Below are 13,680 nucleotides of genomic sequence, written 5' to 3' on the forward strand. Positions count from 1 at the left end.
CGGAGGGCCCAGCCGAGGGCGCCGCGGGAGTGGCGGCGGTTCAGCAGCACACGGTTCCGCAGCAGGTAGTAGTAGCGGAACGGGCGGCTCACCACGAGCCCGATCGGCGGCCGGCCCGCGAGGGCGAGCAGCCGCGTGAGCAGCGCGGGCTGGAAGCGGTCGCCGAGGCTGTGGCCGAGAGCCGCCCGGTCGGCGAGCAGCACGCGGAGTCCGGACGCGGTGACGCGCAGGGCGTAGTCGGTGTCGACCCCGTCGATGAAGAGCGGCTCGGCGAACCCGCCCACACGGTCGAGGGTCGTGACCGGCAGAAGCATGCCCGACTGGATCGGCGTCGTGCCGAGCAGGAAGCCGCGCGAGTAGCCGGTCACCTGCGACGGCAGGCCCTCGATGCGCGCGGGCGCCACGAGGCCGACGGGGAGCCCCGCGGCCATCGCCTGCTCGAAGGTCGTGACGAGCGTGGCCACGAAGTCGTCGCCGATCGCGGAGTCCTGGTCGAAGGTCAGCACGAAGCGCGGAACGGGGTCGGGGTCGTCGTCGGGCCCGTCGTCGGGCCTGCGCGCTGCCGCGATCCCGGTGTTCAGGGCGGCCGCGATCCCGCGGTTCGAGCGGTGCCGGATGACCCGCGCGCCGGCCGCCTCGACCTCGACCAGCGGGCCCTCGGCATCCGGAGCCCCGCCGGTGTCGTCGACGACCACCACGGTCGCCGTCTGCGCCAGCAGTGCACGCACGAGCGGCACCAGACGATCGCCGGGACGGTAGGCGGTGACGACGGCCGCCACGGTCGCAGCCGGTGCCGGCGGCGCGTTCTCGGGCATGGGCGATGGCACGACCGCAGACCCCTCTCCGCCCCCGGAACCTCCGAGGGAGCGAACACTATGCTTGCACCCTATGACCGATCCGAGCCAGGGGCCGACCGCGCGAAGCGGAGGGCCGACGATCGGTCGCCGCTCGTTCGTGGGCGTCGGGGCCGCCTCGCTCTTCTCGGCCGCCGTCGGCTTCGCCGTGCTCCTGATCGTGCCGCTCATGCTCGACAAGGCCGACACCGCCGTGTTCATCGGCTTCTGGTCGATGCTGTTCGCGTTCTTCGGCATCCTCGGCGGCCTCTCGGCCGAGAGCACCCGTGCCGTGCACGTGAGCGACCGCCTCGACGGCGCTCCGGGCGACAGGCGCGAACCCCGGATGCTCCTCGTGGGCCTCGGCGTGGGCGTCGCGGCCGGCGTGCTGCTGTGGGCGACGAGCCTGTGGTGGGGGCCGCGCGTGCTCACAGCGGAGTACGCCTGGCTCGCCGTGCCGCTCAGCTGCTCGATCGCCCTCTTCTCGGGCCACGCCACGATCGTGGGCGTGCTCGGCGGGCGCCTGCAGTGGAACACCTTCGCCCGGCTCGTCATCGGCGACTCCCTGCTCCGCCTCACCCTCATCGTGGTCGCAGCCGTCACGGCGGCCTTCGTGGGCGGGTTCGCGCTCGCCGCGAGCGTCTCGTCGGTCACCTGGCTGATCGGCCTGCTCTTCTCGCCCACCCTCCGGCAGGCCGCGAGGGCTCGCGCCGACACCTCGCTCGGCCCGTTCCTCGCCCGGATCGGCCACGCCTGCCTCGCCTCGGGTTCGAGCGCCGTGCTCGTGGTCGGCTTCCCCGTCGTGCTCGCGCTCACCTCGACCGAGGAGGTCTACGCGGCCGCCGCGCCGCTCCTGCTCGCCATCACCTTCACGCGTGCCCCGTTGCTCATCCCGCTGAACGCCTACCAGGGTGTCGCCATCGCGCACTTCGTGAACAACCGCTCGGCGGGCCTCACCGCGCTCTGGCCGGTGGCGCGGCTCGTGGCCGTGATCGCCGTGGTGGGCGCCGTGCTCGGCGGTTTCCTCGGCCCCGTGCTGCTCGTGCTCGTCTACGGCGAGGGCTACGTCGTGAGCGGCTGGGTCATCGCCGGCCTCGTGATCGCGGCCGGGATGCTCGCGCTCGTCACCCTCACGGGCGCCGTCTGCCTGGCGGTCGACCGCCACCGGGCGTACTCCGCGGGCTGGATCGCGGCGACCGTCCTCGCGGTGCTCGTGCTGCTGCTGCCCCTCGACATCGAGCTGCGGGCAGTGCTGGCCCTCATGATCGGGCCGCTCCTGGGGCTCGCCATCCACGTCACGGCCCTCCGGCGGGCGGCCAGGGTTCCGGATGACGCCGCCCCGAGCGATGGCGCAGCCCCGGGCGATGACGCCACCCCGAGCGATGACGCCTCCCCGAGCGCCGGCGCCCCCTCGACCGACAAGGAGACCCCATGACCGCGGCCGACGGCCGGGTGCGGGCCAGCGTCTGCATGGCCACCTACAACGGATCGGCCTACGTGGCCGAGCAGATCGAGTCGATCGTCGCGCAGCTCGGCCCCGACGACGAGCTCGTGATCGTCGACGACTGCTCGCCCGACGACACCGTGGCGGTGGTGGTGCAGACCATCGACCGGCTCGGGGAGTCGAGGGTGACCCTCACGAGGGCCGACTCCAACCAGGGCTACGTGCGCGCGTTCGAGGCCGCGATCAAGCGCTCCCGGGGCCGCTACGTGTTCCTCTCCGACCAGGACGACGTGTGGGCACCCGGCCGGCACGAGCGCATGATCGAGGGCCTCCGCTCGGCGCTCGTGGTGGCGGGCAACCACTCCATCCTCGGGCGCAACGGCGCGCGGCTCTGGTACCCGCCGCTGAAGCCCCGGATGGACCGCACGCCGCTCCGCAACCTCGTCGCCGTGCTGATCGGCTACCGCCCCTACTTCGGCTGCGCCATGGGCTTCCGCCGCGAGGCGATCGAGGGCGGCATCCTGCCGATGCCCGGCTACCTGCACGAGTCGCACGACGTCTGGATCGCCATCACCGGGAACGTGCGGCGGAGCATCCGGCACCTCGACGAGGTCGTGGTGGAGCGGCGGCTGCACGACTCCAACCAGACCCCTCTCGGCATCCGCGGCCTCGGCACCATCCTGGGCGCCCGCCGCATGTTCGTGCGGCTCATGCTCGAGGCCGCTCGCCGCACCCGTGCGGCGAGGCAGGAGCTCAGCGCGAGACGACGTGGCGGAGCAATGCCTTCCGGCCGGCCGGATCGTGGGCCCGGAGGGCGGCAGGCAGCTCGCTGAGCGCGTTGAGCCGCGAGGTGAGGTGCGCCCGGGCGGCCCGAGCCGCGCGCGGCCAGCCCGCCGCCTTCGCGCGGGCCGCGGCCTCGGCGAAGAGCGCGCGCTCCTCGGCGAACTTCGCTCCATCCGGTCCCGTGACGGCCGAGACGCTCGCCGCGTGCCGGCGGTAGGAGAAGCACACCGTGTCGTCCAGCAGCATGCTGCCGCCGTCGAAGACGATGTCGAGCATGAGCGCGAGATCCTGCACCACCTCGAAGCCCTCGCGGAAGCCATAGCGGCGGAGGTCCTCCGCCCGCCACAGCACCGAGGGGAAGTAGGCCCAGTTGCCGGTGAGCAGACTCGTGGCGAGCCTCTCGCCCGAGAACTCCCGCGGCCCCGTGCCGCCGAACCGGATGAGCCCCTTCACGCGGTCGGCGAGCGGGATGTGCACCGCGCCCTCCGCGTCGATCACCTCGACGCCGGGCTGCACGATCGCGGCCTCCGGATGCTCTGCCACGAGCCCGCGGACGGTCGCGACGTAGCCGGGGTGCATGCGGTCGTCGCAGCCCATGAGCACCGCGCGCTCGTGCTCGATCAGCCGCACGCACTCGCGGAAGTTGCCGCCCACCCCAAGGTTCACCGCGTTCCGTCGGTAGCTCACCCGGGGGTCGTCGATCGCCGCCACCCACGCGCCGGGCGCCGGGTCGGGGTAGACGTCGTCGATCACGACGAGCCGCCAGTCGGGATCGGTCTGCGCGAGCACGCTGCCGACCGCCTCGCGGAGGTGATCGAAGCGGCCGTAGAACGGCATCATGATGTCGATCGTCACGGAGCGCCCCTCACGAGTTCACCGGCACAGGGGCCACGGGTTCATCGGCGCGCCGGAGCCTGCCGCGCCAACTGAGATCGCGGGCGGCCTTCACCGAGCAGATCACGAGCAGCAGCCAGCCGTACTCCACCAGCACCGCGCTCTCGGCCATCGAGGTCGCCACGAGCACCACGATCACGAGGGCGGTCCAGAGGAAGACGATGCTCTTGCGGGAGGCCGCGAGCACCCACGCCCGCCCGAAGGCGAGCGCCACGAACCCCACGAAGATCACGAAGCCCACGAGCCCCGTCTGGAAGTACACGTCGACGAAGGCGTTGAGCGCGGAGGTGTGCGAGCGGTTGCCGATCACGTCGAGGGCGAAGAACGGCGAGACGTTCGAGCGCCAGAACCCGGTCCAGCCCCAGCCCTCGAGGGCGTTGAGGTCGATCAGCCGCCACAGCTCCCGCCAGATCTCGAGCCGGTAGGTGAACTCCCGGCGCTCGGAGAGCAGCGCGAGGATGCCGCCGCGAGCGAGGTACCCGACGATCAGGCCGAGCAGCGACACGGCGAGCAGCACGAAGTGCCAGCCCCTCCTGGTCTCGGGAGCCGCCCGCCGGAGCGCCAGCAGGATGACGGCGGCGATGCCCGTGACCACGGCGACCCCGAGCGTGACCGGCGACCCGGAGAGCACGGCGGCGAGCACGGCGATCGCGGCACTGTAGATGCCGATCCCGCGCCGGATCGATCGCGTGGCGAGCTCGATCGCGAACGTGACGATGGCGAGCATCGCCACGAACCCGAGCATGTTGCGGGTGCCGAGGATGCCCTGCACCGGGCCGCCCGAGGCGATGCTCCCCGTGACGTTGAGAAAAGGCACGGGCGTGTCGAGCAGGAGCCCGGCCACGATCTCGACGGCGAGCGAGGCGGTGAGCACCACGCGCAGCACGTCGCCGAGCGCGCGCACCACCTGGATCAGGTCGCGCACCACCGCGATGTAGACCCCGAGGAACGCGTACGCCAGCTGGTAGAGCAGGCCGTTGAGCGTGGAGGGCAGGTAGGAGCTCCACAGCAGCGTGACCGCGCACCAGGCGACGAACACCAGGAGCGAGATCGGCAGCAGTCCGTGCCAGTCGAGGTCGTGCCAGCGCCCCACGAACGAGAGGGCGGCGAACACGACGAGCGCCGAGACGATCGCGATGAGGCCCGGCCAGCCGATCATCGAGCGCAGCGGGAACGAGAGGAAGGCCGTGCCGAGGATCGCGAGCGTGAGCACGCGGGCGAAGCGGGTGGAGCCGAAGAACTCGAGCACGCCCGCGGCCACCGGGTGCTGGGGCACCCGCGTCATCGTCGAGCGGGGCTGAGCCCGGCCGGGCGGGGCTCAGGATGCGCGCCGAGATCCTGGTCCACCTTCTGCAGGTCGAGCTTGGTCTTCACACCGATCACGAGGAGCAGCACCCAGCCGCCCTCCACGAGGATGCGGCTCTCGACGAAGCTCTGGGCCACGAGGGCGGTGAGCAGGAGCGCCGGGGCGAGGGTGACCACCACCTGAGGGAGGGCGCGGCCGTCGGCATCGAGCGGCTCCTCGACGGCGAACCACCACGAGCGGTGCCAGGCGCCCAGCACGAACGCGATGAAGAGCACGAGGCCCACGATGCCCAGCTGCAGCCAGACGTCGAGCCAGGCGTTGTGCGCCTGCAGATAGGTGACGCCCTTCCGCACCGCGAGGTCGTCGAAGGGCTCGACCCACGGCACCCAGTAGCTCACCCAGCCCCAGCCGAAGGCCGGGCGCTCGGCGGCGAGGCCCGCGACCGAGTTCCAGATGTCGAGCCGGCCCGTGAGGTCCTCCGACTTGCCGAAGAGCGAGAGCACCTGCTGCCAGAGCACGCCCACGGTCACGGCGCCGAGCACGGCCACGGCGGCGGCCCCCGCGAACACGCGCGCCCGGCGGCCGGCGCTGGCGCGTCGGGCGAGCACGAGCACGCCGAAGGCCGCCGCGGTGATGACGAGGGCGCCGATGGCCGTGGCCGATCGCGTCAGAGCGAGGGTGCCGAGCGCGACGACGATCCAGGCGAGGGCTGGCCCTCGGCGGCGGAGCTTCTGCGCCAGCTGCACGATGAGCACGATGAGCGCGAGCACGGCCACGAAGGCGAGCAGGTTGCGGTTGCCCACGATGCCCTGGATGGGGCCGCCGTGGAACAGATCGGCCTGCGACCAGTAGAAGGCGTTCGGCACCTTGCGGTCGCCGTAGTCGGTGAAGAACGGGAAGACGGGGGAGCGCACGAAGGCACCCACGACGAACTCGAACAGCAGCGACAGGCCGAGGATCCAGTTGAGGGCCGTGCCGAGTGCCGAGAGCAGCTGGGGCCAGCTCAGCGCGGCGCAGAGGAAGAGCGCGCCGAGGGTGGTGGCGGCCTGGGCGAGGATGCCGAGCACGGTCGCCCCGGGATAGAACGACCAGGCGAGCGACACCACGGCGAGCACCCCGAACAGCACCAGCGTGCGGGGGAGCCGCCAGAAGGCGACCGCACCCCAGAGCCGGCGCCTGGTCATCATGACCGCGACGACGGCCGTGATGACGGCCACCAGCGCGGCATAGCCCCACCAGCCGAGGAGGTTCCGCCACACATCGCCTGCGAACACCGTGAACAGAACGAGCACGGAGAGCGACCGCGTGGCGGCGTCGGTCGGGTATCGCATGGGGAGAACTCTACCGAGGGCCGGCCCGCTCACACGAAGGCGGCGAACCCCGTGATGCTGCGGCCCACGATGAGCGTGTTCATCTCGCGGGTGCCCTCGTAGGAGTAGAGCGCCTCGGCGTCGGCGAAGTGCCGGGCCACGTCGTAGTCGAGAACGATGCCGTTGCCGCCGAGCGCCTCGCGGCACCACGCCACGGTCTCGCGCATGCGGGACGTCGTGTAGGCCTTCGCGAGGGCCGAGTGCTCGTCCTTCTGCGTGCCGTCGTCGAGCATCTGCGAGACCCGCACGACCATGCCGAGGCTCGCGGTGATGTTGCCGATCGACTTCACGAGCAGATCCTGCACCAGCTGGTGGCTCGCGATCGGCTTGCCGAACTGCACACGCTCGCGGGCATAGCGGAGCGCGGCCTCGTAGGCGCCCACCGAGTTGCCCACGGCGGCCCAGGCCACCTCGGCCCGGGTGAGGCGGAGCACCTTCGCGGTGTCGCGGAACGAGTTCGCGTTCTGCAGCCGCAGGCTCTCGGGCACCCGCACGCCCTCGAGCGTGATGTCGGCGTTCTGCACGATGCGCAGGCTCTGCTTGTTCTCGATCTTGGTGGCCGAGTAGCCGGGGGTGGAGGTCGGCACGATGAAGCCCTTGACCTGCCCGTCCTCCGCATCCTTCGCCCAGATGACGGTGATGTCGCTGAAGGTGGCGTTGCCGATCCAGCGCTTGGAGCCGTTCAGCACCCACTCGTCGCCGTCTCGCGTGGCGGTGGTGCGGAGGCCCTGGGCCGAGTCGGAGCCCGAGGTCGGCTCGGTGAGGCCGAAGGCGCCGACGATCTCGCCCGACGCCATCTTCGGCAGCCACTCCGCGCGCTGCTCGGGAGACCCGGTGACGCTGATCGAGCCCATGGCGAGGCCGTTCTGCACGCCCACGAGCGTGGCGACCGAAGCGTCGACGCGAGCCAGCTCGAGCGCCACGAAGCCGCGGAAGACGGCCGAGTTCTCGAACGGGCGCGTCTCGTCCCAGGCGAAGGAGAAGGCGCCGGTGCCGGCGAGGCCCTTCATGATGCCGTCGGGGTGGGTGGCCTTCTCCCAGTGCCCGTTGACGACCGGCTTCACCTCCGACTCGAGGTAGCTGCGGAGCGCGGCGAGCGCTCCCTTCTCCTCGTCGGTGAGAAGGGTCTCGTAGCCGTAGAAGTCGCTGGCGAGGGGCTCGAAGGTCATGTCTGCTCCGTTGCGTTCACGCGGGACGCGTGTGATCGAGGGGGTCCGGCGAGTGAGCCTAACGAAGGTGGCCGCACGCACCCTGGGCGCTTGGTAGTTTGTTCCAACCGGGCGCTCCACCGTGGGGGCGCCGATTGTAGCTCGCTCATAAGTCCGTGTGAGAGTGGAGACATGTTCGTTCCGATCAGCAACACCCCTCGCGACTACGCCTGGGGGTCGACCACCGCCCTGCCGGAGCTCCTCGGCACCCCCGTCACCGGCCGGCCGCAGGCCGAGCTGTGGCTCGGGGCGCATCCCGGCAGCCCCAGCCGCATCCTCGACCCCGACGACACCGGGGGAGCCGAGGACCTCGCCGCGTGGATCGCCGCCGACCCCGCGACGACCCTCGGCGGCGACCGCCGGGGCGACTCGCTCCCGTTCCTGCTGAAGCTCCTCGCCGCCGCCGAGCCGCTCTCGCTGCAGGCGCACCCCACGCTCGAGCGCGCCCGCGAGGGCTTCGAGCGCGAGAACGCCGCCGGCGTTCCGCTCGACGCGCCGAACCGCAACTACAAGGATGCGCTGCACAAGCCCGAGATCGTCGTGGCGCTGAGCGAGCGCTACGAGGCGCTCTGCGGATTCCGGCCGCTCGCCGAGGTGCGCGAGATCGTCGACCTCCTGGTGACGATCGACAACTCGCAGACCGCACCGCGCTGGGAGCTCTACGGCCCCATGGTGCACCTTCTCGAGGATTCCGAGACCGAGCGCGAGACCGACGCCGACATCCTCCGCTCGGTCGTGGCGTGGGTGCTCTCGGGCGGCGAGGAGGTGCAGACCCTCGTGGGGCACCTCGTGCGCACCGCCGAGAAGGCGCTGCACCCCGCCCACGCCCACATGACCGACCCCTACACGCCCTCGCTCGAGACCGTCGTGATGCTGCAGGAGGAGTACCCGGGCGACCCGGGCATCATCATCTCCCTCCTGCTGAACCGCGTGACGCTGAAGGCGGGGGAGTCGCTCTACCTCCCGGCCGGCAACATCCACGCCTACCTCCGCGGCGTGGGCGTCGAGCTCATGGCGGCCTCCGACAACGTGCTGCGCGGCGGCCTCACGCCCAAGCACGTCGACGTGCCCGAGCTGCTCGAGGTGCTGGAGTTCCATCCGCTCCCCGTGCCCTACCTCGTGCCCTCCCAGCCGGCCGCCGGCGTCTCGGTGTTCCGGCCCGACGTCGACGACTTCGAGCTCGTGCGGGTCGAGGCCGTCTCGGGAGCCGAGCCGATCGGGCTGTCGCCCGCGGGGCCGGCGATCGTGCTGTGTCTCTCGGGCACGCTCACGGTGGCGGGCGGCGCCGACGACGCCGTGCTCGTGCGCGGCGGCGCCGTCTACGTGACGCCGGACGAGGGCCGCATCTTCTTCACCGGTGAGGGCGTGGCCTTCGTGGCGGCACCGGGAGCCCGCGCCGACCGATAGTGAGACGAGTTCACCGCTAGGGTGTTCGCGTGGTGAGAGACGAGGCGACCGCGGCGCGGCGCGGATGGCGTCGTCGCGGGCAGCTCGTGGGCGCGCGGCCGGTGCAGGTCATCTCCATCTCGTTCGCCCTCGCGACGCTCATCGGCACCGTGCTGCTGATGCTCCCGATCTCGAAGGTCGGCCCGGGCGGGGCGAACGTCATCGAGGCACTCTTCACCGCCACCAGCGCCATCTGCGTCACCGGCCACATCATCGTCGACACGCCCGTGTTCTGGACCCCGTTCGGGCACGGCGTGATCCTCGTGCTCATTCAGATCGGCGGCATCGGCGTGATGTCGTTCGCCACGCTGCTCGGGCTCCTGGTCGCCAGGCGGCTCGGCCTCCGCACGCGCCTCACGGCCGTCAGCGAGACGCACACGCTCGCCCTGGGCGACGTGCGACGCGTGCTCCGCGGCGTCATCCTCATCGCCCTCGTCGTCGAGACCGTGTGCGCGGTGGCGCTGGCGCTGCGCTGGATGATCGGCTACGGCTGGCCGCCGGGAGAAGCGATCTGGTACGGGGTCTTCCACTCCGTGTCGGCCTTCAACAACGCCGGATTCGCGCTGTTCAGCGACAACCTGATGGGCTTCGCGACCGACCCGTGGATCTCGCTCACCATCTGCGCCGCCGTCATCCTCGGCGGGCTCGGCTTCGGCGTGATCCTGGAGCTGCGCCGTCGGTTCCGCACGCCGTCGCGGTGGACGTTGAACACGATGACCGTCGTGGTCGGAACCCTGATCCTGCTGGTCGGCGGCTGCCTGACGATCACGGTCCTGGAGTGGTCCAACCCGGCGACGCTCGGTGCCATGGCCCCGGCCGACCGGGTGCTCGCCGGCTTCACGGCGGGAGTCGTTCCGCGCACGGCCGGGTTCAACAACCTCGACATCAGCCAGATGCATCCGGTGACCTGGCTCGTCACCGACATCCTCATGTTCATCGGCGGCGGGCCCGGGAGCACCGCCGGCGGACTGAAGATCACCACCTTCGCCGTGCTCTTCTTCATCGTCGTGACGGAGCTCCGCGGAGGCACGGCCGTCAACATGTTCGGCAAGCGCCTCCCGCGTTCCACCCATCGCGAGGCCATCACCGTCGCCCTGCTCTCGCTCGCCTTGGTGGTCGGCGCGACCGCCGCGATCATGCTGATGACGGACTACTCCATGGACCGCGTGCTGTTCGAGGTCATCTCGGCGTATGCCACGGTGGGACTGTCGACGGGCATCACGGCGGGTCTCCCGCCCGCCGCCCAGCTCATCCTCGTGCTGCTGATGTTCGTCGGCCGCATCGGCCCCATCGCCCTGGGCTCCGCTCTCGCCCTGAGAACCGAGACCCGTCTCTACGAGCTTCCGAAGGAGCGTCCGATCATTGGCTAGGACATTCAGCAGCAAGCGCCCGCGCGGCGTCGACTCCGTCGCCGTGATCGGCCTCGGCCGTTTCGGGCGCGCCCTCGCCACCGAGCTGGCGGAATCGGGGACCGAGGTGCTCGGCATCGACACGGACGAGGACATCGTGCAGTCGCTCAACGGCGTGCTGACCCATGTCGTGCGCGCCGACACCACCCGCGAGGGGGTGCTCGACCAGCTCGGGATCGACGACTTCGACCGGGTCGTCATCGGGATCGGCACCGACCTGCAGGCCAGCATCCTCACCGCGTCCCTCCTGAAGCGCCGCGGCACCACCGAGATCTGGGCGAAGGCCGTGAGCGACCAGCACGGGCTCATCCTCGAGCAGATCGGGGTCGAGCACGTCGTCTACCCGGAGTCGGACATGGGCCGGCGCGTGGCGCACCTCGTGCGCGGCGGGATGCTCGACTTCCTCGCGGTGGAGAAGGACTTCGTGATGGCCAAGACCACGACACCGGCCGAGGTGGTGGGGCAGACGCTCACTCAGGCGCGCATCCGCGACCGCTACAGCGTCACCGTCGTCGCGGTGCGCCAGGACGACCGGTGGACCTACGCCACGGGCGACACGGTGCTCGTCGCCGGCCAGCGGCTGCTCGTGCTCGGCCCGACCGACAAGACGGAGAAGTTCGCCGCCCTGCCGCGCTGAGCAGCGGGTGGGGCGCTGGGCTCAGGTGCTCAGGTGCTCAGGCGCTCAGGCGAACGGTGAACGCCCGGCGGTAGGCCGCCGGAGTCGTGTCGAGGGTCTTGGCGAAGTGGTGCCGCATCACGGCGGCGGTTCCGAAGCCGCTCTCGGCCGCCACCGCGTCGAGGCCGAGGCTGCTCTCCTCGAGCAGCTGCTGCGCGCGCAGCAGGCGCTGGCGGTTGAGCCAGGCGCCGGGGGTCGTGCCCAGATCGGCCTTGAAGCGCCGGGCGAAGGTGCGGGGCGACATGAGGGCCCGCCGGGCGAGCTCGTCGATGGTGAGCTCCTCCTCGAGGTGCTCGAGCATCCACTCCGTGACCTCGGCGAAGGAATCGGTGCAGCGCTCCTTCACGGGAGCCGCGATGTACTGCGACTGCCCGCCCGCCCGCTGCGGCGGCACCACCATGCGCCGCGCCACGACGTTCGCGGCGGCGGCACCGAGCTCGATCCTGATGAGGTGCAGGCAGGCGTCGATGCCCGAGGCCGTTCCCGCGCTCGTGATGATCCGGCCGTCCTCCACGAAGAGCACGTCCGGATCGACGGAGATGTCGGGGAACTCGGCGGCGAGGCGCTCCGCGTGCATCCAGTGCGTGGTGGCGGAGCGGCCCGAGAGCAGGCCCGCCTTGGCGAGCGTGAAGGCCCCGCTGCAGATGCTGAGGATCCAGGCGCCGCGCTCGGCGGCCTCGCGGAGCACGCGCACGACCTCCGGATGCACGTCGGCGTCGATCAGGTGCGCCGGCACCGCGATGAGGTCGGCGTCGGCCGCCTTCTCGAGCCCGTCGGCGATCATCATGTCGTAGCCGAGGCTCGTGCGCACGGGGCCGGGCTCGGCCGTGGCGATGCTGAACTCGAACTCGGGGCCGCCGTGCTCGGAGCGGTCGATGCCGAAGACCTCGCACACCACGCCGAACTCGAACGGGGCGACGCCCGGGATGGCGAGGAGGACGACCTTGGTGAGCATGCTGGCAGGATATCGACCCTCTATGAAGAATGTCCAGCATCCGGATCTCGCACCGCGATCCACGCCGTGTCGCAACCCTTAAGGCAGAGTTGAGGGTTTACGATCCACGACTTGACTCAGGGGAACTACACCGGTGTAATTAGGAGGCACGGGGTTGTCGGCAGGTCGCAGACTAGTTCAGAGGGTGGAGCGTGATATGGCTATGTCAGAGTATCGCTCAGGCGTTCCGGATGATTGGTTCGTCGATCCGGTTCAGCTCGGAGTCCCCGGCGTCCGCAAGCCGAGCGCCGACGACATCGAAGACAACCCGCTCGCCTGGCAGGCCGACTCGCTCTGCGCGCAGACCGATCCCGAGGCCTTCTTCCCCGAGAAGGGCGGCTCCACGCGAGACGCCAAGCGCATCTGCACCTCGTGCGAGGTCAAGGCCCAGTGCCTCGACTACGCCCTGCAGAACGACGAGCGCTTCGGCATCTGGGGTGGCCTCTCCGAGCGCGAGCGCCGAAAGCTCCGCAAGCGCGCGGTGTGACCATCCTCCGCGCCGCCGCTGCTGCGGTGCGGGCTCTCACACGGGATTCATAAGAAACCGGCACGCCGGTAGCGCGCCACGGCCAGGCGGAGCCCGCCGGTTAGGGTCAGTGCGATGCACGCCCGAGTCACTGCCGTTCTCGTCGCCTCCAACGGAGCCGACCACCTTCCGCGCACCCTAGAAGCGATCGCGGCGCAGACCCGCGCACCCGACGCTCTCGTGGTGGTGGACTGCGCGTCGACCGACGCCACGGCCTCCCTCCTCGCGGCGGCCCACCCCACCCGCTTCATCTCGGAGTCGAGTCGGCTCAGCTTCGGCACGGCCATCCAGCACGCCCTCGGCGTGGCCCCGCCGCCCGACGACCAGAACGAGTGGCTCTGGCTGCTCGCCCACGACACCGCTCCCGAGCCCGACGCCCTCGCGGCCCTGCTCGCCGCCGTCGAGGTCAACCCCTCCGTGGCCGCGGCCGGCCCCAAGCAGATGGAGTGGGCCGACGGCGACTACATCGCCGAGTTCGGCGAGACCGTCACGAGCCTCGGTGCCAGTGTGCCCCTCGTCGAGACCGAGCTCGACCAGGCCCAGCACGACCGCCTGAGCGACGTGCTCGGCATGGGTGCAGCCGGGCTCATCGTGCGGCACACCGTCTGGAACGAGGTGGGCGGCTTCGACCCCGCCCTGCCGACGGCCGACAACGCCCTCGACTTCTCCATCCGCGTGCGTCTCGCCGGCCACCGCGTCATGGCGGTGCCCGCCGCCCGCGTGGCCACCGACGGCGACGGCTTCTCCGGGCCCGGCCGCTCCACCCGCGGCTCGGTGCGGCGCAAGCGCCA

General features: G+C 71.2%; 13 protein-coding genes. 7 read left to right on the forward strand and 6 right to left on the reverse strand.

Features of this window, described 5'->3' with window-relative positions:
• Window positions 1-815 (reverse strand): glycosyltransferase (locus Q0D57_RS17070; protein WP_291046286.1); only part of this gene is annotated, 815 nt, incomplete at its 3' end.
• A 73-nt stretch (window positions 816-888) separates the two neighbouring features.
• Here Q0D57_RS17070 and Q0D57_RS17075 point away from each other — a divergent pair.
• Together Q0D57_RS17075 and Q0D57_RS17080 are read left to right on the forward strand one after the other, a co-directional pair.
• Window positions 889-2,268: a hypothetical protein gene (locus Q0D57_RS17075; RefSeq protein ID WP_291046289.1), complete on the forward strand. Its 1,380-nt coding sequence runs from the start codon at window positions 889-891 to the stop codon at window positions 2,266-2,268.
• Window positions 2,265-3,110: a glycosyltransferase gene (locus tag Q0D57_RS17080; RefSeq protein ID WP_291046291.1), complete on the forward strand. Its 846-nt coding sequence runs from the start codon at window positions 2,265-2,267 to the stop codon at window positions 3,108-3,110. Before Q0D57_RS17075 ends, Q0D57_RS17080 begins: the two co-directional genes overlap by 4 nt.
• On the opposite strand, the gene Q0D57_RS17085 is transcribed toward Q0D57_RS17080, so the two are convergent.
• From Q0D57_RS17085 to Q0D57_RS17100, 4 genes are read right to left on the reverse strand one after another with little or no spacing between them, the layout of a single operon-like run.
• The gene (locus Q0D57_RS17085) at window positions 3,031-3,915 is read right to left on the reverse strand and encodes a glycosyltransferase (RefSeq protein WP_291046293.1); all 885 of its coding nucleotides are present in this window, start codon (window positions 3,913-3,915) and stop codon (window positions 3,031-3,033) included. The two genes, Q0D57_RS17080 and Q0D57_RS17085, sit on opposite strands and share 80 nt — an antisense overlap.
• Before the next feature lie 10 nt (window positions 3,916-3,925).
• Window positions 3,926-5,239 carry an O-antigen ligase family protein gene (locus Q0D57_RS17090; protein ID WP_291046295.1) on the reverse strand — a complete coding sequence of 438 codons (1,314 nt, stop codon included), beginning with the start codon at window positions 5,237-5,239 and terminating at the stop codon, window positions 3,926-3,928.
• Entirely contained in the window at window positions 5,236-6,591 is a 1,356-nt protein-coding gene (locus Q0D57_RS17095) for an O-antigen ligase family protein (RefSeq protein WP_291046297.1), read from the reverse strand. Before Q0D57_RS17095 ends, Q0D57_RS17090 begins: the two co-directional genes overlap by 4 nt.
• Before the next feature lie 29 nt (window positions 6,592-6,620).
• Window positions 6,621-7,799 carry an acyl-CoA dehydrogenase family protein gene (locus Q0D57_RS17100; protein WP_291046299.1) on the reverse strand — a complete coding sequence of 393 codons (1,179 nt, stop codon included), beginning with the start codon at window positions 7,797-7,799 and terminating at the stop codon, window positions 6,621-6,623.
• A gap of 171 nt (window positions 7,800-7,970) precedes the next feature.
• Between Q0D57_RS17100 and manA the strand changes: the two genes are divergently transcribed.
• From manA to Q0D57_RS17115, 3 genes are read left to right on the forward strand one after another with little or no spacing between them, the layout of a single operon-like run.
• The gene (gene manA / locus Q0D57_RS17105) at window positions 7,971-9,245 is read left to right on the forward strand and encodes a mannose-6-phosphate isomerase, class I (RefSeq protein ID WP_291046301.1); all 1,275 of its coding nucleotides are present in this window, start codon (window positions 7,971-7,973) and stop codon (window positions 9,243-9,245) included.
• Window positions 9,246-9,274: 29 nt separating this feature from the next.
• Complete coding sequence (locus Q0D57_RS17110) at window positions 9,275-10,654, forward strand: potassium transporter TrkG (protein ID WP_291046303.1); 1,380 nt, start codon at window positions 9,275-9,277, stop codon at window positions 10,652-10,654.
• On the forward strand, window positions 10,647-11,330 hold the full coding sequence (locus Q0D57_RS17115; protein ID WP_291046305.1) for a TrkA family potassium uptake protein: 684 nt from the start codon (window positions 10,647-10,649) through the stop codon (window positions 11,328-11,330). The genes Q0D57_RS17110 and Q0D57_RS17115 overlap by 8 nt, the downstream gene beginning before the upstream one ends.
• A gap of 37 nt (window positions 11,331-11,367) precedes the next feature.
• Here Q0D57_RS17115 and Q0D57_RS17120 read toward each other — a convergent pair whose 3' ends face one another.
• Window positions 11,368-12,324, reverse strand: a complete 957-nt coding sequence (locus Q0D57_RS17120) for a helix-turn-helix domain-containing protein (protein ID WP_291046308.1) — start codon at window positions 12,322-12,324, stop codon at window positions 11,368-11,370.
• 196 nt (window positions 12,325-12,520) lie between these two features.
• Here Q0D57_RS17120 and Q0D57_RS17125 point away from each other — a divergent pair, with 196 nt between their 5' ends.
• Window positions 12,521-12,850 (forward strand): WhiB family transcriptional regulator, encoded by a 330-nt coding sequence (locus Q0D57_RS17125; RefSeq protein WP_259526193.1) that lies wholly within the window; start codon window positions 12,521-12,523, stop codon window positions 12,848-12,850.
• A 114-nt stretch (window positions 12,851-12,964) separates the two neighbouring features.
• On the forward strand, window positions 12,965-13,680 hold a 716-nt coding region (locus tag Q0D57_RS17130), incomplete at its 3' end, for a glycosyltransferase (protein WP_291046311.1).

Source organism: Herbiconiux sp., from assembly GCF_023264895.1.
Lineage (GTDB): Bacteria > Actinomycetota > Actinomycetes > Actinomycetales > Microbacteriaceae > Herbiconiux.

Bases quoted from the DNA above. Each gene is read 5' to 3' on its own strand.
- Q0D57_RS17095 (WP_291046297.1), bottom strand. From the start codon at position 6,591: ATGCGATACCCGACCGACGCCGCCACGCGGTCGCTCTCCGTGCTCGTT.
- Q0D57_RS17080 (WP_291046291.1), top strand. From the start codon at position 2,265: ATGACCGCGGCCGACGGCCGGGTGCGGGCCAGCGTCTGCATGGCCACC.
- Q0D57_RS17100 (WP_291046299.1), bottom strand. From the start codon at position 7,799: ATGACCTTCGAGCCCCTCGCCAGCGACTTCTACGGCTACGAGACCCTT.
- Q0D57_RS17120 (WP_291046308.1), bottom strand. From the start codon at position 12,324: ATGCTCACCAAGGTCGTCCTCCTCGCCATCCCGGGCGTCGCCCCGTTC.
- Q0D57_RS17125 (WP_259526193.1), top strand. From the start codon at position 12,521: ATGGCTATGTCAGAGTATCGCTCAGGCGTTCCGGATGATTGGTTCGTC.
- Q0D57_RS17075 (WP_291046289.1), top strand. From the start codon at position 889: ATGACCGATCCGAGCCAGGGGCCGACCGCGCGAAGCGGAGGGCCGACG.
- manA (WP_291046301.1), top strand. From the start codon at position 7,971: ATGTTCGTTCCGATCAGCAACACCCCTCGCGACTACGCCTGGGGGTCG.
- Q0D57_RS17090 (WP_291046295.1), bottom strand. From the start codon at position 5,239: ATGACGCGGGTGCCCCAGCACCCGGTGGCCGCGGGCGTGCTCGAGTTC.